This window comes from Emticicia sp. TH156 (assembly GCF_002855535.1).
Classification (GTDB): domain Bacteria; phylum Bacteroidota; class Bacteroidia; order Cytophagales; family Spirosomataceae; genus Emticicia; species Emticicia fluvialis.
This window is the reverse complement of sequence record NZ_PKRS01000006.1, coordinates 168,754-188,824: the sequence shown is the minus strand read 5'-3', so window position 1 is coordinate 188,824 and position 20,071 is coordinate 168,754. Positions and strand designations below refer to the sequence as shown.

Below are 20,071 nucleotides of genomic sequence, written 5' to 3'. Positions count from 1 at the left end.
AGGTTTAAGGTTTGACAATGGGATTAATGACCTGCGACTGCTGCGTCTGTGTCTTCAGGAGGGCGTTTGCTCCAATAGTTGGCAATGATAGACCCTGAAATATTCATAACCGGCCCGAAGATGGCTGCTGCTATGCCTACTGTGGCAATACGACCCATTTCATTGGCCAATGCTGAGGCCAGCCCTGCATTCTGCATTCCTACTTCCAGTGATATGGCTCTGGCGTCTGCCTCTTTGAACTTCAGCAGGCGCGAGAAAAAATAACCGAGCGCATACCCGAAAATGTTATGAATAATAACTACCACTACCAATAATAAGCCGACCGTTTTAAGCGAGCTGGCACCACTGGCAGTTACTATAAGAATAATGTAGGCAATGCCCAGCATAGAAAAAACCGGAAGCGCCCGGTTGAACCGGGCCATCAGACGCGGTATAAATTTATGCAGGGCCAGACCTATAACCACCGGTAATATGACCATCTGCGACATATCCCAGAACATATCCCAGAAATTTACGGCTATCAGACCTCCGCCCAGCGATTTCATCAGAAAAGGGGTCATCACCGGAGCCACCAGCGTAGACAGGGTGGTGATGGTAACAGATAGCGCCACATTGGCCTTGGCCATCAAGGCCATGACATTTGAAGCCAGGCCGCTTGGGCTGCTGCCAATGAGTATAATGCCGGCGGCTATTTCAGGCGGGAAGTCGAAAATCATGGATAACGCCAGCCCTGAAAATGGCATAATGGTAAAGTGGCATACCAGACCAACCAGTACTTTAAGCGGAGATTTGAAGACTTCGGCAAAATCATCAATGGTCATGGTAGCGCCCATGCCCAGCATAATTACCTGTAAAACAGGCTTGATGAAAGTGTTGAGTTTAACACCCCCAATGCTGGTAAAGCTGTGCGGGAAATAGTAGCCTATTATAACAAGGAAAATAATACCCAGGGTGTACCAGTAATCTTTGAGTTTCATCAGCTTGATTAAATAATGATTTTTGAATGGTGGAAAGGAGGGTTAAGCAGGTGCTTAACCCCATAATAGGCTAGTTACATTTGTATTTTTAATTATTTGTCCCAGAAAACCCTGCTGGTCAGTTTGTCGCCGCCAATCCGGCTGGCTGCTTTCTGATAATTTTCATTATTGGTAGACGACTCGGCATCCGGATACCCAAAACGTCTGGTAAAGCCACCCTGCAGGTTATTGTTGTAGTTATTCGGGCTTAAGGCCGGGAAGCCGCTTCTTCTGAAATTGGCAAATGATTCGGCGCCATTGCCCAGGCTGGCAATCCAGTATTGGGTGTTAATCAGCTCCAGGGCTTTGGCTTCAGAAAACTTCACAAGCGGGTTTTCCAGATAGCTTAATTTTAAAGCAGCAGGAACGGCAGGGTTAGGGACGTTCGGATAAAGCGAGTACTCGTCCATCGAAGCAATAACCCCGGCCTCATAATACTCTTTGGTAGTGAGCACGTTGCTGAGGCCTGTAAGCCAGCCTCTTTGAGACGCCTCTGCCAGCAGTAGCTTGGTCTGGGCATTGGTTACATAAAATACGGGTGCAGTAGCACTGCCAAAAACCGAGTAGTTCAGTTGCGAGTAGTTATGGCCTGTTCCCTGCGGGCCGCGGTAAGCCGGGTTTTTTACAATGGTCAGTTGGTCATAGCCTATCGGGTAGCCGAACTGGTTGGCACGGGTGGTGTCCGGGGTAAGTGCCAGCACCTGATTCGGGTCAGCATATTTACCCGATATGTATTTCAGGCGTGGGTCGTAGGTTGATTTCAGCTGATTTATAAAAGGCTCAGCCAGATAGTAAAAGTAAGGGTTGGTACCTCTGGGGCCGGCATTGAGCGGATTATTGTAAATGGCATTATAGACAATGTAAGGATTATCGGCATTGGTTTGTATCAGCCCGCCTTTGTAGGCCTCCTGTACAATTGACTTCGCTTTATTCTGGTCAATTTTTGAGTACCGCATCCCTAATCTCAGCAGCAAAGAATTACCCAGCTTTTTCCATTTGTCGATTTGCTCGGCAGCCGCCAGTTTTCCAAAAAACAAATCTTCTTTCACTGCACCTTTGGATGCATCAAGCGCCGCCACTGCCGACTTTATTTCGTTGTATAATTCTTCATAAATTACTTTGTCTTCATCATATTTCGGGTAAAACAAACCTTCCAGGTTTCCTTTTCCGGCCTGGCTGTAGGGTATGTCGCCGTAAGTATCTACCAGCACAATATAGATGTGCGATTTCCAGATGCGCGCCATCTGGTACAGATTCGCTTTGGTGGCATCTGTTTTGGTAAGGCTAATGATTTGTTCGAGTAATTTCAGCGGGCCCGGGTAGCTGTTATTCCAGCGCGGAATGTTGAAGTTGTTGTTGTCTTCATTGAAATTGAAGCCCGCGGTGGCTCCGGTGTTGTAGGCATTCACAAATTGTTGTACGATGGTTTGTTCGCCTTCCCATGAGCCCGCGTCGGTATTGCGCTGGGCGTTGGTAAATAAAATGGCTGGGTCAATCTTGGTGAGTGCATAAGGGTTGGTGTTAATAACGGCAAACCCTTTGTCGCACGAAGAAACAACCAGAGCGGCAAAAATGGTGCTTATTGTATATATAAACTTCTTCATTTTTCTGGAATTTTAGAATTTAACATTGAGGTTAACACCGTAAGTACGGGTGGTAGGCAAAGTGGTTTGCTCATAACCTACCCGGAAATCGCCCGATGAAGCGAAAGCCTCGGGGTCAAGGTCGGCCAGGTATTTTTTGATGATCAGCACGTTTCGGCAGGAAACTGAAAGCGCAAGCCCTTTGATGAACTTTACCCGGCTGCCAATCAGCCTGGTGGCGTCGTAATTGAGCGTGATGTTTCTGAGCTTGATAAAGTCAGATTTGAATAAAAACGGGTCGGCAATCTGGGCATTCCGGTAATCTGTATAAAAAGACTGCGGGTCAACGGCAGTTGTATTTTTTTCGCCGTTGGCATAAACTGCCGGAAATACCACCCCACCATTGCGGCCCACTAATGAGGCCTTGGTATGCCCTTGTCTGAGGCCGTTAAGCGCCGTGGAAGAAAGTATCTTTCCACCTGCTTTGTAGTCTAAATGCACCAGCAGGCTCAGGTTTTTGTAGCTGAAGGTGTTGTTCCAGCCTCCGGTAAATTTCGGAAGCGCACTTCCAAGCAGCACATCGGCGCCATCGTTAGGAACCAGTCTGCCGCTTGAGTTAACGATGATTTCACCTTTGTCGTTTCGCTTATATGTTTTGGCTGCCAGTTGGTTCAAAGGCTGGCCAACCTCATAAACCAGGCTGCCGATAAACTCATTGCCGCCAAAAGAAGTTACCACCAGACGGTTGGTGTTGGGTGCCAGGGCCAGTACTTTAGTGGTATTGATGGCGGTATTAAATGAGCTTTTCCAGGTAAAGTTTCCGGTTTGTACAGGGGTTACGTCAAGCATAAACTCCATCCCCCGGTTTTGTAACGAACCCAGGTTAAGCGGTGTGCCGTCATAGCCTGAACTATTGGAAACAACGACAGTTAAAATCTGATCGCGGGTTTGTTTGTCGTAGTAAGCTATGTCCAGGTTAACTCTGCTTTTAAACATTCTGAGTTCCAGACCTACCTCGCGCTCGCTGACACTGAAAGGCCTTAACAAGGGGTTGGGGCTGTTGGTATTATTGATTGTACCCAGTGGATAACCATTAAAGGCGTTCTGTAATATGCCGTAGGTAAGCAGGCCACTGAATGCATTGATACCATTGGCGCTACCCACATCAGCAAAGGATGCCCTTAGTTTTCCATAACTTAGCCAGGGTATCTCTTTCAGTAGCTCAGAGAAGATGAAGCTACCACTTACTGAAGGGTAAAACGAGCTGTTATTTTTGGGGTTCAGAACTGAAAACCAGTCGTTGCGGCCGGTCAGGTTCAGGTATATCATATCTTTATAACCCAGCTCGGCAAACCCGTATAAAGAGTTTACCTGTTCGGTGTAAACCCCGAATGATTGCGATTTGGTGATACCGTTTTCAATTGAATACAGGTCTCGGACTGTAAAATCGGTTACGCTCTGGTCAAAAGTGCGGCTGCGATTGGTGAAAATATTGCCACCCAGGCTTACATCGGCAGAAAAATCACCAAATTCTTTATTACCTGCCAGCAGGAAGTCCATGTTCATCTGGCGGCCGTTGCTGGTATTAACGCCATAAGAACCGTTATAGCCTGTACCGGCCTGGTTAAGCGGGGTAGAAGTACCTACACCGGTTGGCAGATTTTGTTCCAGAAAAGAAACGCCATAGTCCATATTCACCCGGCCCTGCAAATACAACCATTTGAAGATATCGTATTTAACAGTGGCCGTACCCAGAAAGCGGTCGCGTTTGTTTCTGATAAACTGCCGGTCCATAATATAATAGGGGTTCAGGAGCGTGGTCTGAAAGCCAGAAGTTTGCCTTTCAGTGCCGTTGTCGGCTACCGCTTTTTCTTTCAGCACATCAAGACCGATAGAGTTAGATAAGCGATACAGGAAATTTGGAGACCCTATACCTTGTACCCCTACCTGTGGCGGGTTATTGTTGATTTCGTTGGTATAATTGATATTGAGGGTGGTGGTGAGTTTATTACCGATTTTCTGGTTGATACCCGCATTGAAAATCTTCTTGTGGTAATCGTTGTTCGGTGAAATCCCCAGGGCATCCTGATTCGAATATGAGGCTCTGAAACTACCCATGCCATTACCACCCGAAAGCGCAATGGTATTGGTAAAGGCGCTTCCTGTTCTGTAAAAGTTTTTGATTCTGTTCTTTTGTGGTAAGTAGGGCCTTTCTACGCCGTCAAACTGTATGGTGGGCTTGCCGTCATATTTGGCTCCCCAGCCAAACTGGCCTGTGGTAATGGCCTGGCCCTGGGTGGTAGGCTTTATACCGCCCTGCCCCTGGCCGTATTCATACTGGAAATCGGTAAAATCCAGTACCTCATCAGCCGCATAGTTCGATGAGTATTCAAGCCCTATGCCGGTGTTTTTATTGCCACTCTTGGTGGTAATGATAATGGCACCATTGGCCGCACGCGAGCCGTAAATGGCAGCTGCCGTAGCGCCTTTAAGAACGGTCATGCTTTCAACATCATCAGGGTTAAACTGCTGCATGTTATCGCCCAGGTCTACAGATGCCGTACTGGTGGCAAAACCATTGGCCCCGCGAGCGCCCTGATCCATAGGCAGGCCATTGATAACAATGAGCGGAGAGTTATTGGCACCCGCAAATGCTGACTGGCCGCGGAGTCTGATTTTTGTACTGGCACCTGCCCCCGATGACGGTGGAGAGATGTCAAGTCCGGCAATTTTGCCTTCCAGAGAAGCCATCACGTTAACGGTTCTGTTTTGCTGAATTTCACTTACTTTCACGGTTTCGGCCGCGTAACCCAGCCTTTTTGATTCCTTTTTTATACCCAGGGCAGTAACTACTACTTCTTCAAGTGCCTGTGTGTCTTCTACAAGTGCCACCTCAATGGTAGAACTGTTGCCTGCTTTTATTTCCTGCGTGAGGTATCCGATAAAGCTGAATACCAGCGTTTCGCCTGCGGCAGCATCAATTTTAAAGTTTCCGGCGGCATCGGTAATGGCGCCTCTCTGGGTTCCTTTTACGGTTATGCCTACGCCGGGCATGGGGTCTTTGTTTACACTTCCGATAACACGGCCGGATAGCTGCCTGGTCTGAGCCAGCAAGGCCAGCGGACAGAGATAGAGCCATAAGACCAGTAGCTTCAGTTTGAAACTGCTGTTTTTTGCAGGGTAAAAATGTTTCATTTTTCTGTAGAGTTTTATTCGATTAGTACAATTTTATATGATTCAAATGCTAAAAATTGTGATGCTTTTTTGAAATAATATTATCGAAACTATCGGCAAAATTTTGATTTGCAAGCGGAAAGTGTCAATTTGACACCAACTTGCAAACACGAACTATCAGAAACGTTTGTGATGCGTGTTTTGGGCGTTTTTTTGGATGTAAAAAACTGATAAATAGATATTTAAAGCAGATTTTGGGTCTTAGAGAGGAATTTTTGATGAATTTGATTATTAAAAAGCAATCTTAAAATAATACAATATCAAACATGCAGAGGTGTATTAAATGTAACACGGTAGACGGAGTAATCAAGTCAGGTTTTCTGAGAGGCAGGCAACGATTTTACTGTAAGTCATGTAACCTCAATTTTGTGCTGGAAATCGAAGAATCTGCTCCGCTAAAAAAGAACAATCAGATTACCATTGTTGATCTGGCCAGGTATCTCGGAATTTCGGCTTCAACTGTTTCAAGAGCCTTGAATGGGAAGACCGATATCAGCCCATGCACGCGGGAGGCCGTTGTGAAGGCAGCGGTTGACCTGGATTACAGACCCAACCTGCTGGCCCAAAGCCTGAATCGTGGGAAGACCAATACCATAGGGGTGGTGATACCAAATGTAGAGTTGCCTTTTTTTGCCACGGCGCTGGCCAGTATGCAAAAGGTGGCTATTGAAACGGGCTACCGCATTATGGTGTGCCACTCAAGTGAGTCAGAAGAAATTGAGATACTCAATACAGATACCCTGATTGCCTGCCGGGTCGATGGATTGCTGATTAGCCATTCGAAAGAGACTACTACTTTTGAGCACATCAGACGTGTGCTGGCGAAGAATATCCCGATTGTACACTTTGACCGCGTATGCCATGAAGTGGCTACCACCAAGGTAGTACACCAGGATTTCAAGGGTAGTTTTGACCTCGTGGAACATTTAATTTTACAGGGTTGCAGGAAAATTGCTGTCATGCTGGGCCCTGAAAAGTTTTATATTTCTCAAATCAGGCTTGCGGGGTACAAAGCAGCCTTGCAGAAGCATGGCATAGCAGTGGTTGATGAATACATTTATTATTCTGAAATGAATAAACATGATGGCACCAAAGCCTTTGAATATTTTACTAATCTGCCACAGCCACCAGACGGAATTTTTGCGATGTTGTCAAGAAACGCCATTGAAATGATGGTAGCAGCCAAGAAAAAGCATATCAGAATACCGGACGATATGGCTTTTGTGAGTTTTGGCGACGAAACCCTGTGTGAACTTTTTGAACCATCACTTACGGTTTTTAATCATTATCCTACCAAAGTGGGCGAAGCAGCCATTCAACTGCTCATTGAAAACATCAAAAACAAAAACAATCAGGAAGCCCCGGTTACTCATGCCATTCAGGGCAAACTGGTGGTCAGAAACTCATCAAGCAGAGTGAAAGAATATTGTCTATAAAATCACCTGCCCTGCTTACCGGCCCGCTTGATGGCCGGTAGGCTAATTGCTTTTTCTTCATAACTGCCATTGGCGGCATATATTCAACAATATGTTGATACAAACCTATGCCGGCGTAAACTATATATAGCAGGGCTGAAAGGTCTTATAAAATACCCTGGCACCGAAAGAAAAAAACAAAAAAAAGAGCTTTTATACTATTTTTGTAACCAAAACGTTTTATATTTCGCCTGATTAAGCCATTAATCAAAACTCCGGATAACTTTATGAACTTTGTTTCTTAGATTTTCCTGGGTCTTACATAACCTGATTTTTTATTAGAATTCTATCCTTTTTTTAGAGCTGCACTAATATTTCATGCAGGCTTAACAGGTCTAACCTACCCGGAGTTTAAAGAAAAAATCGTCATCATTACTACTGCTTTATACCTTCTTTTTCTGTGAAAATTTTTAATTAAAAACTGCTAAACTCATATTAATTTTTGTTAACAATTTAGATTTTTCTTTGAAAAGTGTACTGAAATTGTTATATTAATAGTCTGATTGGTTTAGTAAATTTTCAAGATTAGGTAATAATAATTTCATATCTGAGTTTCAAAAAAAAGAGGCCTGCAGCTATACTTTTTAAAGTAAAAGAATTCAGACAAACACCATTGCAATACGTTAATACAGATGCGATTTACTTCTAATTAATTTTGTTTTTGTGGAATAATTTAGAATATTTTTTGCGCTTAAAATTGTAAGGTTAGTTTATTACCAAAAAAAGTAATAGTTGTATTTTACGAAGAAGTTTGACCAAATAATAGATTTATCTTGATATTGTGTTTTTTAATTGTTTACCTTTGAATAACAAGTTTTCAAAATAGCTCTTGAAGCTGTGTTTTAGGTGAAGTCAATCTGCTAAGTTTATATTAAAAAAATGAGTTTTTCATTAATTAACCGCTACTCAGTTATTTTACCTAAGTCTGACAGTTTTACAGACGGTTGTAACAATCCATACTCATCAAAATTAGTAAAAGAATTTTAACAGATATTTTACCTGCATAGTAACAAAAGGCAAAACCCAAGTAATAATTAAGTAAAGAATAATACCTTTCAAAATTAGTAAAAGAATTTTAACAGATATTTTACCTGCGTAGTAACAAAAGGCTGAACCCAAGTAATAATAAGTAAAAAATAATACCTTCAGAATAATTGTGATTTAAAAAAGATTAATTGTTTAACAGGGATTACACTAGAATTTTCATCAAACTGAGTCTGAATTAAATCACAGGTTTCTGACCAACCAGAGCAAAGAGTTTTACCAGCCATGAAACGAAGCTTCTTACAAGCTCTGATTGTAAATTGAAATTTGCAGACAACCAAATAAGTTAACTTTAAAAAGTAAAAAAAATGCTTACCGATTTCATTGTACTAATTGTGATTCTGCTAGCAGTCTTATTCATTAACGCTGAGCGTCGTAGAGAGTCAATTGAAGATTAATCTAAAAATTAACAACAAAACACTTAAATACGGATGAATAGTAATGATTTGAACCTTTGGGAAAAGGAAGAGGATTTTGATATACGCGTATTTTTCATGAAGTACCTGCGGTATTGGTACTGGTTTTTTATCTCATTGGCCATTACTGGTATCTGGGCTTTTCTCTACCTAAGGTACACCACTCCTATTTATCAGGTAAATTCGATTTTGTTGATTAAAGACGAGAAGAAGGGAGGAATGGCCGGAAACGATGTGCTCAAAGACCTTGAGCTGTTTTCGGGTAATAAGATTGTGGAGAATGAAATGGAGGTTTTGAAGTCCAGATCCCTAATGGAAAAAGTTGTAAATGAACTGAACCTAACCGTTTCCTACTTTCAGGAAGGGGCTATCAGAGACTACGACGAGATAGCCTTTGGTTCTTCGCCAATTTGGGTTCAGCACGGAAAACTTACGCCTGTTGCTTATGAAGAGCCTCTTTTTGTTAAGATTCTAAATAAACAAAAATATGAGCTGCTGAATGAGTACGGTCAATCTAAAGGAGTTTTCCAATACAGCCAGAACATCAAAAGTGAGTTTGGTACGTTCAGGGTATTTCTTCACGACTCTTTGTATCGTAAGGATAATGACCTTATTAAGGTAACATTTGCGCCTAAAGAAGGCCTTGTTCAGATGTATCAGGGTAGTTTGCAGGTAGAGTTATTGAACCAGAAAAGTTCAGTGCTTAAGCTGACAATTGAAGATGCAGTGCCGTCAAAAGGGAAAGCCTTCCTTAGCAAATTGCTTGAGGCCTACACTTTTTCTGCCTTGAGTGATAAAAACAGAGAGGCTTCTAACACTATTCAGTTTATTGACGAGCGCCTGAAGCTCATTACCAATGAACTGGGCGATGTTGAAAAAGATGTAGAGGTTTATAAAAGTAGCCAGGGTATTACAGACCTGAGTGTTGAGGCTAATTTGTTTCTGGAAAAAGTAAAAGACAATGATTCAAAACTGAATGAAGTGGATATTCAGTTAAAAGTTTTAGATGGTGTTGAGTCATATCTTAGAAGCAGCCAGACCGGCGTAGCCCCTGCCACACTCATGGTGAGTGACCCTGTTCTTACAGGGCTGTTGAGCAAATTAAATGAGCTTGATATCCAGAAAGAAAAATATGCCCGTACTACACAGGCCGGCAACCCATTGCTTGAAACAGTTAATACACAAATAGCTAATATTAAAGGGGCCATCAGAGAGAATATAGCTAACCAGAAACAAGGGTTGGTTGTTACAAGAAACAGTTTAAAGAACCTGAATAACAGGTTTGAGTCTTCTATCAGAACTATTCCTAAAAAGGAAAGGGAGTTTGTTAACATCAAGCGCCAACAGGGTATAAAAGAGAGCTTGTATCTATTGCTTTTGCAAAAACGTGAAGAAACAGCTATTTCTTACGCATCAACAGTTACTGATAGCCGCGTAGTAGATGACCCTTACACGGTTTCAAACCCTGTAAAACCTAAAAGAAGCGTTATTTATGCCATTGCCCTGCTTGTAGGTCTGGTTATTCCGGCAGCTGTTATTAATGGTAAAGATCTGATATATAACAAAATTCAGTCGCGCAAGGAAATTGAAGCAGTAAATGGTATTACGGTTTTTGGAGAAATCGCCAAAAAACCTAAGGAGGTACAGGATAATATTCTTGACCTGACCAGCAAAAGTTTTATTTCTGAGCAATTCAGAATTCTCCGTACTAATCTACAGTACATTGGTACAACCCATGAAAAAAGCAAAACAATCTTGCTAACTTCATCTATAAGTGGTGAAGGGAAAAGCTTTGTGAGTATTAACCTTGCAGCCAGTATTGCTTTACTTGATAAAAAAGTTGTAATACTTGAACTCGACCTACGTAAACCTAAAGTATCTAAATATTTGGGTATTGCTGAAGACAAGGGGATTTCAAATTATCTGATTGGGCAGGCAACCGAAGAAGAACTTGTTAAGCGAAGCAGTATAAGTGATAACCTGTACGTAATACCTTGCGGACCTGTGCCACCAAATCCGGCTGAGTTACTTTCTAATGGCCGTTTTGAAAAATTAATGAGTTTCCTGAAAACCGAATATGATTATATCATTTTGGATACCCCGCCAGTAGGATTAGTAACAGATGCTGTTATATTAAGTCAGTATACCGATATCTGTTTCTATTTAGTAAGGCACGAATTTACACCGAAGAGCTACATTAATTTATTGGCTGACCTTAAGAAATCAGGTAAGTTTAAATCGCTTAATGTGATATTCAATGGCGTTGATTACAGCAATAGCAGTTATGGATATGGCTACGGGTATGGATACGGCTACGGATACGGTTATACGTATGCCTATGGAGAAGAGAAGAAAAAGAAAAAGTGGTGGAATGTCCTTGGGTGACCTGATTGATAAAATTGAAAATTAGTTGTTGATGAATCAAGCAAAAAGGGTAGTTTTTAATACAGGTATAACATACGCCAAAGCAGCAGTTACTGTATTTATCTCATTATATACAACTAGGTTAGTGCTTAATGCGCTCGGAGCAGAAGATTTTGGTTTATATAATGTGATTGGAGGTCTTATAGCCATGCTGGCTTTTCTGAACTCAGTAATGACCACCTCTACCCAGCGATACATCTCCCTTAGCTTAGGCGGAGGCGATATTGGTAACATCAAAAGAATTTTCGCCAATAGTATTATCGCCCATTTAATTATTGGCGTAGTAATACTAATCGGAATTGAAGTAACAGGAATGTACTTTATCTATAATAAGTTGCAGATTAATCACACAAGAATCTCAACTGCCGTATATATTTTACATTTCGTCTCTGTTTCTACCTTTCTGACGGTTATCTCGGTTCCTTATGATGCGGTAGTGAATGCACATGAAAACATGACATTTCTGGCCATTATAGGGGTATTTGAAACCATTTTGAGATTCCTGGCCGCAATTGTTATATTTTACTTTGGTGAAGATAAACTGCTGCTTTATGGCTTACTAATGCTGGTGGTAAGTTTTGTTATAAGGTTAATAAAGCAAATCTATTGTACCAGAAAATACCCTGAGTGTACGGTCAGTTTAAAAGCCGAGTATAGCAAAAAGCAGATAGTAGAGTTAGGTTCATTTGCAGGTTGGCAGTTATTCGGTAATCTGGCCGCTATTGCCAGAAATCAAGGGGTTGCAGTAGTACTTAACTTGTTTTATACAACAGTAGTAAATGCGGCTTATGGTGTGGCAAACCAGATTAATACACAGCTGATGTTTTTTTCAGAAACGATGTTGAGTGCTGTTCGTCCACAAATAATGAAAAGCGAAGGAGCCAATGACAGAGCGCGTATGATCAGGCTGGCCCTTACAGCAAACCGGTTTGCGTTTTATCTTTTTACCTTTTTTGCGGTTCCGTTTTATTTTGAATTGCCGTTTATTTTGAAGTTATGGTTAGCTAACGTGCCGGATTATTCGGTAGAGTTTTGTCGGGCCATTATTTTATTAACAATGGCCAGCCAGATTAACCAGGGATTGATAACAGCTGTGCAGGCAATAGGAAAGATAAAGGTTTATCAGATGGTTGCAGGTGGAATTTTGCTTTTAACATTACCCGTTGGATACGTATTTTTGAAACTTGGGTATCCGCCACAATATATAATACTGGTAGGTTTTGGATTAGAATGTATTTCTACGGTATTCAGGATATTTTACTTCAATTACCTGACCGGCTACTCTGTCAAAGAGTATTTTAAAGGAGTTATCTTTGATAGCTTCGCCAGTCTTTTACCAACAGTATTAATTGTTTGGTTTGTACAACAGCATTTACACGGCGAGTGGTTCAAGTTTATTATTACATGCCTGGTTTCAGGAGTTACATACATTGGCTTTATTTACCTGTTAGGTTTGAAAGATACCGAAAAAACAATGATTGCCCAGTTAATTCAAACGGCAAAGAAAAAGGTTTTTAAGAGCTAGTGATTACACACATTTTAAATTGAGGTGCTTTTTTTATTATGAAAATCGGGATATTAACGCATCATTACCCTGAAAATAGAAATTACGGAGCAATGCTTCAGCTTTTTGCAACGTATACTACTCTAAGCAAACTGGGCCACACTCCTGTAGTAATCAATTATAAGTTTTTAAAAGAGAGTGGTGGTGGGTTAAAGGCTTCTATTAGAAATTTTATCCTGAATTCGCTGGGTACCAAGCCATTTAGTGAATTTTCGGCAAAATATTTACCTAACAAAACCAAAGAGGTTACATCTGCATCGGCAGCTGATTTAAACGCATCAATTGATTTATTTCTTGTAGGAAGCGACCAGGTTTGGAGGTATTCTTACGTTCCTGATATAGAAGATTTCTTTTTTTCTTTCGTTGATGATAACCACAAGAAGATTTCTTATGCAGCAAGCTTTGGCCTTGACCGTCTTGAAGTACCAGCCAAAGATGTTGACAGAATAAAGGCATTGATTAATAGATTCAGCTCTGTTTCTGTTAGGGAAGTTTCAGGAGTTAAAATATGTGAAGACTTAGGTGTAAATGCACAATTGGTGCTTGACCCGGTTTTTTTACTGGATGAGAAAGACTACACAGATTTAATAAAAAAAGAAGGAATATCTGATGTGAAAAACGAAAGATATATAGCACAGATGCTCCTTGATGTTGAACCAAGCCACATTAATTTTATTAACAATTTAGCAAATAAAGTTAATACGAAGGTCCTTAACCTGAAGGGTAAAAAGTATCCGGTGCTAGGTAGGATAACAAATAAGTTATATACGATTCCGCAATGGTTGAACTTCATAAAGAATAGTGAAATTACTATTACCGATTCTTTTCATTGTGTTGCGTTCTGTCTTATTTTCAAGAAGCCTTTCATTTGTATTGGTAACCCGGTAAGAGGTATGGCAAGGCTGGAAAGCCTGCTTGGGCTGGTAGGTTTGAAGCACCTACTTATAACAGAGGCGGATTTCCATAAAATAGACGATATACCAAAAATAGATTACCAGGCGGTTTATCAAAAGTTGAATGCTGTTAGAAATGAATCTTTTGAGTTTCTTAAAAAAAGTTTGAACTAAAGTAATGAACAAACATCTATCTAAAAGACTGATTTATGTAGGTTTTGTGTTCAGGCATCACAAAGGGACTCACGCAGGTTATGATAAGATTAAGAATTACCTCAAGTACGATTTAGAAATAGATAGTCAGGCAGAACACGAATGGTTGAGTTATTCATTAAGCAACATTGGGTCTAAGATAATCAGAAAGCTCTATATGATTGTTTTTGGCAGTACCTATTTGATAACCCTGATTAAGTGTTTGTATTTGATTGTATTCAGGAAGAATCAGGTATTTCATTTTGTTTATGGAGAAAATAATTATAAGTGGCTGCATCGTTTGAAAGGCAAAACAAACAAAATAGTTTGTACCTATCATCAGCCATTACAGTTCTTTGTTGATAAGCCGGCGCTGATTAATACAATAAAGTGTCTCGACAAAATAATTCTGATGAGTGAAAAGGAGGTTAGTGCGTTTAAGGAATGGACTGGCAGAGATAACGTTTTTTTTATACCTCATGGCATAGACATAGACTTTTATAGCCCTGATTATGGTATGAAAAGAGAAAAGACCATTCTGATGGTGGGCAACTGGCTGAGAGATTTTAAACTGGCAAATGAGGTGTTTAATATCTTGCTTGAAAAGGTACCCGACCTGAATGTGATTGTAGTTACATCAAAGCATAATCATTACCATTTTAATAATAGTAAGATTCAGCTATTATCGGGTATTACAGATGAAGAACTAAGGAACCTCTATAGAACAGTTAATTGCATGTTTTTGCCATTAGTGTCGTTTACAGCCAATAATGCTGTTTTAGAAGCGGCATCAGCGGGGTGTCCGATTTTAATTGCGACCAATAATTTTAATAACTCATATTTTGAAACTGAGCAAATAGAGTTGATGCCATTAGAAACTGGCAAAATTGTTGAGAGGCTGATAAACAGTATTGATACACCCTATGACCAGTCTAAGGCCTCAAAAATCAGAGAGTTTGTATCAGACAAATACTCCTGGAACAAAATAGCAATTGAAACCAAGGCTTTATTGATTGCAGATTAATAATTGTGCTGAGTACCCCAATTTTATGACAGGCAAATGATAGGCTGTCAGACCGCGGGTAAAGATTAGAAGAAAGAAGAAAAGCGAAAAGTATGAAGCGAATAAGTTTTAAATTTACCTCCTTTGAATGGATACTTATCGGCCTGATTATTCATGCCATAGGGAGGATATTCTTTTTGTCTTCTAAGCCGGTTTGTTATTTAATTTGTGCCTTAGGGCTATTTATTGTTATTTTTAATTTTTCTTTTAAGTTAAGCTATCAAATCCCTTTTAGTGGTATTTTACGATTCTTATTTTATTTTTATTTGCTGTGGAGTATTGGAATTATTATTCGTCCAATTGTTACAGGGGAGAATTTAAATAGAGACGGATACTCGTTTATAAATCAATATACATGGCTGGCCTACTTTGTACCATGTATTTGCTTTATAAATTCTGAGAGGATCTCCCTGAAGAGCATATTTCGATTTTCTTTTATTTCAGGAATAATAGGTATTGGACTATTAATAGTGTTTTCTAATGATATTTTTAGAGGTAATGCTTATTATGATGACGAAAGTTATCAAGTCTATATTGGAATAACAGGCATTCCAACATCCTTCCTAGTTACATCTGCTTACTGCTTACTTTGGTTTGCGTTTTTATCTAGGCCATACAAGCTTGTTAGCTTTATTTCTTGGTGCTTGGGTATATTTACTACTGCATATGCCGCTAGACGAGGAGGGGTTTTTAATATGTTACTTTTAATAACATTATTCATTTTTCAGTATTTACTTTACTCCAAAAATAAAGTAATTCAAATTGTTTTAGCGGTTTTGATTGTTGCTATTTTGGGTACTAGTATTTTGACATTCATTAACTCAAACTTCTCATTATTAGTTTCTAGGGCTGGGGAAGATACCAGAAGCGGTGTTGAGGAATTTTTCTTTCAAAGTTTTCAAGGAAAAGAATTAGATTGGCTTGTTGGCCGTGGAATAAATGGGACATATTATTGTCCAATTTTTAGAAACCCAAATAGGGATGTAATAGAAACAGGCTATTTACATATGATTTTAAAAGGAGGACTTATTTATCTTTTAACTTTTATATTGTTTTTGCTTTTTTCGATGTATTTGGGTTTTTTCAAGTCAAAGAATACTATGACTAGAGCAATGGCATTTTATATTTTTATGAGATTTATTGCATTGATTCCTTTCGGTTTACCATCATTTAGCTTCGAATATGTTGTATTATGGATTTTTATTGCATTTTGTCAATCTAGTAAATTTAGATCCATTAATGATCAAGCAATAAAGAGAGTTTTTATCCCTAAGGATTCTACTAAAAAAACTGCAATATGAAAGTACTTTGGTTTGCTAATACCCCGTGTGGGGCAGCTGAGATTTTAAGTCCAGAAATGAATTTGGGGGGATGGCTTAGATCATTAGAAGAGCAGTTAGTGCAGAGGGAAGGTATAGAATTAAGTGTTTGCTTTTATTGGAAAGAGGATATTCCCCCGTTTAAACATAAAGGTACATCGTATTATCCAGTTCATCGTTCGATATATTATTACATTGCTAATAGAATATTTAATTATACAGAAGATGATAAGAATATAAAGGAACTTCTAAAAGTAATAGGAGAAGTTGCCCCTGATGTTATTCATATTCACGGAACTGAAGAAAATTTTGGTTTGATTCAAGCATTTACACAAGTGCCTGTAATGATTTCTTTACAAGGCATTCTTTCACCGTATGCGGAGAAATACTTTTCAGGGATTCCTGCTATATCAGCCTTTTTGTTTGAGGGACTTAAGAAGAAAATATTGTTTAATTCTGAATTATTATTAGCTAAAAGAATTAAGAGAAATGCGGTCCGTGAGAGGAAAATATTATCTCAAGCACGAAATGTATTTGGTAGAACTAATTGGGATAAACGTATATCAGGAATTCTCGCGCCAAATGCTAAATATTTTGTGAATAATGAAATTCTTCGTAAATCCTTTTATAAAAATCAATGGAATAAATCAGAATTTTCTGACCCGTTACAGATTGTTACTATTATGAGCAGCGGCTTATATAAAGGGTTGGAAACTATTATTAAAACGGCTGGTGTTTTAAATGAATATAATAATCTAAACTTTACTTGGACTATTATTGGTCAAAAAGAAACTGATATTTTCCCGAAGATTGTAAAGCGATGGCTCAAGGCAGATTATAAAAAATTGAATATAAACTTTGTTGGAAGTAAGAATGAAAGTCAGATTGTAGATATTCTCATCAAGTCTGACATTTACTGTCAGGTAAGTCATATAGAAAATAGCCCTAATAGTGTTTGTGAAGCTATGTTACTGGGTATGCCAATCATCGCTAGTTTTGCTGGTGGAACAGACTCAATGTTGAAGAATCAGAGTGAAGGGATATTAATACAGGATGGGGACCCGTATTCTTATGCAGGAACAATCGTAAGTTTAATCAACGACCCTGCTAATATATTTCAATTTGCCAGGAAAGCTCAAGAAAAAGCTCATAAGCGTCATGACCCTGTAGAAATAGTAAATTCACTTATATTAACATATAATGAAGTTATGGATAAGGCTAATAATTTACAGAATAACTTTTAATTTATTTGTTTTAGAGTTTTGAATTATATACCCTAAGAGAATTATTTAAATTAATCAATTTAATTCTGGAATGCTTAATAAGATTCTGATACTGGCTTTTAAATCAATAAGAGAATTAAAGTATCACATTTGGCCACCAATTACAACCTTATTTACCAAAATACTGCTTAAGCTGAATGGGGCTAAATTTAGCTCGGTTCATTCAAGTGGTATCCCAGTTATACATATATCTCGAAATGGAGTTTTTGAAGCCGGAAAGAATTTTGTTTTAGGTAACTCTAGAGATAGCTATGTATCGGGGCTACAAGGTAAGTGTAAAATTGAAGTGAGGAATGGAGCCGTCCTACGAATAGGAAATTCAGTAGGGTTGACACTTACAACCATAATATGTCATGAACAAATAACAATAGAAGATAATGTGAATATTGGTGTTGGTGTACATGTTTTTGATACAGATTTTCATTCTTTAAATCATGAATTCAGACGGGATAGTAAATTAGATAGAGAAAATAAAAAAACAAAGCCAATTCTTATAAAGAACGATGTATTTATTGGAGCACATTCTATTATATTAAAAGGAGTAACAATTGGAGAAAACTCAGTTATTGGAGCCGGTAGTGTTGTTACCAAGAGTATTCCCGCAAATGTTATCGCTGCAGGAAATCCATGTAGAGTAATAAGAGAATTAATATAAATTCAAGAAAAATGCAAGATTTAAAAATTTCAATAATAACTCCATCATATAATCAAGGTAGATTCATTGAAGAAACAATTTTATCAGTATTGAATCAAGGATATGATAACCTTGAATACATAATAATGGATGGAGGGTCATCAGACAATACTGTTGAAATTATAGAAAAATATAAAAGTGGAATTAGCTTCTGGAAAAGTGAAAAAGATAAAGGTCAAACAGATGCCATAAATCAGGGTTTCGCTATGGCAACCGGTGATATAATTGCCTGGATAAATAGTGATGATGTTTATTGTGAAGGGGCGTTTCATACAGTTGCAGATTATTTTAAAAATTATCCGGATTGTATGTGGGTGGCAGGAAGTGAATTATTTATGAATCAGGAAGGACAAACATATATTAGGAAACATCCTAATACATCTCGTTGGCTTGAAAAAAATGCTATGATGTCGCTTTATCAGCCTAATGTTTTTTTGAGAAGGTCGGTTTTAACTACCATAGGATTTCTCCGTGAAGATTTCCATATGACAATGGATTTAGAATGGTATAGTAGAATTGCCCAAAAGTACCCGGTTCATATTATTGATAAGGATATAGCTAAATTTAGATGGCATACGGATAGCAAATCTTCTCAGGGAATGCATACAAAAGCACAAAAACGTTATCATGAGGAGGTAATAATAATCATACAACAAATCCATCCTAACTTAAAGTGGATTACTAGTAATTTTCCGAAGACATCTTTGTTCTTTTGGTTTAAAATTGAAAGATTCATGAGATTAAGTAATAGAATCTTGAAAGGAGAATTGAGAAAGATCAACGATAAGCTTTAAAGTTCTGAATAAGTTGAAAGGTTTAATATCTGTATTAATTTAAGAAATACTTAATGAAAATTATTCAGTTATGAGTTACACTCTTAATACCCCCATTCTATTTTTGATTTTCAATAGGCCTGATACTACTAAGAGCGTTTTTAATCAAATTAGAAGAATTAAACCTAAGTATCTTTATGTTGCTGCTGATGGCCCACGTGAGCATGTGCCTAATGAAAAAGAAAAGACAGATGCAACCAGAGAAATTATAAATCAAGTTGATTGGGATTGTAATGTTGTTACTTTGTTTCGGGAGAAAAATTTAGGATGCAAATATGCGGTTAGTTCCGGCATTTCCTGGTTCTTTAGTCAAGTTGAAGAAGGGATTATTTTAGAGGATGATTGCTTACCTGATCTAAGTTTTTTCCGTTTTTGTGAAGAGCTTTTAGAAAAATATAGATCTAATAAGTCCATTACATTTATAAGTGGTAACTGTTTTCTTAAAGAGCCTGTTAATGGGAACGATAGTTATTATTTTTCAAAATATCCACATATTTGGGGGTGGGCCAGCTGGAGGCGTGTTTGGGAATTATACGATGTAGAGATGGCCGATTATAATAACAATTTATTTGAAACAAGTATTTTACCAAGCTTGAATTCCAAATCAGAAGAGCAATATTGGAAGAAAGTATTTGAATCTACAAGTGCTGGTGAAAAGAATACCTGGGATTACCAGATTACATATGCCATATGGAAGAATAAGGGTATTTCTATAACCCCGGCAAAAAATCTGGTAATTAATCTTGGTTTTCAAAATAATTCAACTCACTTTTTTTTAGAAGACTCTTATAAGTCTGGCTTGAAGTTGGAGTCTATAGAGTTCCCTCTGGTTCATCCTGCCAAGGTAGAAATTAATAAAAAAGCAGATAATTATACCTTTGAAAATACTTTTAGCCATTCGCTCAGCAGGCTATTAAGATTATTCAGAGAGAATAGTATTCCGCATATATTTTCTTATGTTATTAGAAAAATACGAAAAAAAGTATAGCTGTTGATTTCAAAGGAGTTTTTATTATGTTGTAAAATTTACTAATCTAA

The 20,071-nt window shown here is 38.6% G+C and carries 13 protein-coding genes; 10 read left to right on the top strand and 3 right to left on the bottom strand.

Annotation, left to right across the window (positions count from 1 at the left end; all coding sequences use genetic code 11):
- Positions 1 to 23 precede the first annotated feature (23 nt).
- From C0V77_RS12885 to C0V77_RS12875, 3 genes are all read right to left on the bottom strand, one after another.
- Positions 24 to 977, bottom strand: a complete 954-nt coding sequence (locus C0V77_RS12885) for a bile acid:sodium symporter family protein (protein ID WP_101726751.1) — start codon at positions 975 to 977, stop codon at positions 24 to 26.
- Between the two features lie 92 nt (positions 978 to 1,069).
- The gene (locus tag C0V77_RS12880; RefSeq protein WP_101726750.1) at positions 1,070 to 2,620 is read right to left on the bottom strand and encodes a SusD/RagB family nutrient-binding outer membrane lipoprotein; all 1,551 of its coding nucleotides are present in this window, start codon (positions 2,618 to 2,620) and stop codon (positions 1,070 to 1,072) included.
- A gap of 12 nt (positions 2,621 to 2,632) precedes the next feature.
- Complete coding sequence (locus C0V77_RS12875) at positions 2,633 to 5,794, bottom strand: SusC/RagA family TonB-linked outer membrane protein (RefSeq protein WP_101726749.1); 3,162 nt, start codon at positions 5,792 to 5,794, stop codon at positions 2,633 to 2,635.
- 305 nt (positions 5,795 to 6,099) lie between these two features.
- Between C0V77_RS12875 and C0V77_RS12870 the strand changes: the two genes are divergently transcribed.
- The 10 genes from C0V77_RS12870 to C0V77_RS12825 all read left to right on the top strand — a co-directional run bounded on the left by C0V77_RS12870 (position 6,100) and on the right by C0V77_RS12825 (position 20,021).
- Positions 6,100 to 7,269: a LacI family DNA-binding transcriptional regulator gene (locus C0V77_RS12870; protein WP_101726748.1), complete on the top strand. Its 1,170-nt coding sequence runs from the start codon at positions 6,100 to 6,102 to the stop codon at positions 7,267 to 7,269.
- Between the two features lie 1,514 nt (positions 7,270 to 8,783).
- Positions 8,784 to 11,153, top strand: a complete 2,370-nt coding sequence (locus tag C0V77_RS12865; RefSeq protein WP_101726747.1) for a polysaccharide biosynthesis tyrosine autokinase — start codon at positions 8,784 to 8,786, stop codon at positions 11,151 to 11,153.
- A gap of 31 nt (positions 11,154 to 11,184) precedes the next feature.
- Positions 11,185 to 12,717, top strand: a complete 1,533-nt coding sequence (locus C0V77_RS12860) for a lipopolysaccharide biosynthesis protein (RefSeq protein WP_101726746.1) — start codon at positions 11,185 to 11,187, stop codon at positions 12,715 to 12,717.
- A gap of 92 nt (positions 12,718 to 12,809) precedes the next feature.
- Positions 12,810 to 13,823 (top strand): polysaccharide pyruvyl transferase family protein, encoded by a 1,014-nt coding sequence (locus tag C0V77_RS12855; protein ID WP_158237955.1) that lies wholly within the window; start codon positions 12,810 to 12,812, stop codon positions 13,821 to 13,823.
- Positions 13,824 to 13,827: 4 nt separating this feature from the next.
- Complete coding sequence (locus tag C0V77_RS12850) at positions 13,828 to 14,865, top strand: glycosyltransferase family 4 protein (protein WP_101726744.1); 1,038 nt, start codon at positions 13,828 to 13,830, stop codon at positions 14,863 to 14,865.
- Positions 14,866 to 14,957: 92 nt separating this feature from the next.
- Complete coding sequence (locus C0V77_RS12845) at positions 14,958 to 16,205, top strand: hypothetical protein (protein ID WP_101726743.1); 1,248 nt, start codon at positions 14,958 to 14,960, stop codon at positions 16,203 to 16,205.
- Positions 16,202 to 17,467 (top strand): glycosyltransferase family 4 protein, encoded by a 1,266-nt coding sequence (locus C0V77_RS12840; protein ID WP_101726742.1) that lies wholly within the window; start codon positions 16,202 to 16,204, stop codon positions 17,465 to 17,467. The genes C0V77_RS12845 and C0V77_RS12840 overlap by 4 nt, the downstream gene beginning before the upstream one ends.
- 70 nt (positions 17,468 to 17,537) lie before the next feature.
- A complete protein-coding gene (locus tag C0V77_RS23515) occupies positions 17,538 to 18,161 on the top strand; it encodes a DapH/DapD/GlmU-related protein (RefSeq protein ID WP_101726741.1) in 624 nt (207 codons plus the stop codon).
- Positions 18,162 to 18,172: 11 nt separating this feature from the next.
- Positions 18,173 to 18,994, top strand: coding sequence for a glycosyltransferase family 2 protein (locus C0V77_RS12830; protein WP_101726740.1), 822 nt, complete (start codon positions 18,173 to 18,175; stop codon positions 18,992 to 18,994).
- Positions 18,995 to 19,064: 70 nt separating this feature from the next.
- Entirely contained in the window at positions 19,065 to 20,021 is a 957-nt protein-coding gene (locus tag C0V77_RS12825; protein ID WP_101726739.1) for a hypothetical protein, read from the top strand.
- Positions 20,022 to 20,071 lie beyond the last annotated feature (50 nt).

Excerpts from the sequence above, each read along its gene's own strand:
- C0V77_RS12885 (WP_101726751.1), bottom strand. The coding sequence starts at position 977 with ATGAAACTCAAAGATTACTGGTACACCCTGGGTATTATTTTCCTTGTT.
- C0V77_RS12880 (WP_101726750.1), bottom strand. The coding sequence starts at position 2,620 with ATGAAGAAGTTTATATATACAATAAGCACCATTTTTGCCGCTCTGGTT.
- C0V77_RS12875 (WP_101726749.1), bottom strand. The coding sequence starts at position 5,794 with ATGAAACATTTTTACCCTGCAAAAAACAGCAGTTTCAAACTGAAGCTA.
- C0V77_RS12870 (WP_101726748.1), top strand. The coding sequence starts at position 6,100 with ATGCAGAGGTGTATTAAATGTAACACGGTAGACGGAGTAATCAAGTCA.
- C0V77_RS12865 (WP_101726747.1), top strand. The coding sequence starts at position 8,784 with ATGAATAGTAATGATTTGAACCTTTGGGAAAAGGAAGAGGATTTTGAT.
- C0V77_RS12860 (WP_101726746.1), top strand. The coding sequence starts at position 11,185 with ATGAATCAAGCAAAAAGGGTAGTTTTTAATACAGGTATAACATACGCC.
- C0V77_RS12855 (WP_158237955.1), top strand. The coding sequence starts at position 12,810 with ATGCTTCAGCTTTTTGCAACGTATACTACTCTAAGCAAACTGGGCCAC.
- C0V77_RS12850 (WP_101726744.1), top strand. The coding sequence starts at position 13,828 with ATGAACAAACATCTATCTAAAAGACTGATTTATGTAGGTTTTGTGTTC.
- C0V77_RS12845 (WP_101726743.1), top strand. The coding sequence starts at position 14,958 with ATGAAGCGAATAAGTTTTAAATTTACCTCCTTTGAATGGATACTTATC.
- C0V77_RS12840 (WP_101726742.1), top strand. The coding sequence starts at position 16,202 with ATGAAAGTACTTTGGTTTGCTAATACCCCGTGTGGGGCAGCTGAGATT.
- C0V77_RS23515 (WP_101726741.1), top strand. The coding sequence starts at position 17,538 with ATGCTTAATAAGATTCTGATACTGGCTTTTAAATCAATAAGAGAATTA.
- C0V77_RS12830 (WP_101726740.1), top strand. The coding sequence starts at position 18,173 with ATGCAAGATTTAAAAATTTCAATAATAACTCCATCATATAATCAAGGT.
- C0V77_RS12825 (WP_101726739.1), top strand. The coding sequence starts at position 19,065 with ATGAGTTACACTCTTAATACCCCCATTCTATTTTTGATTTTCAATAGG.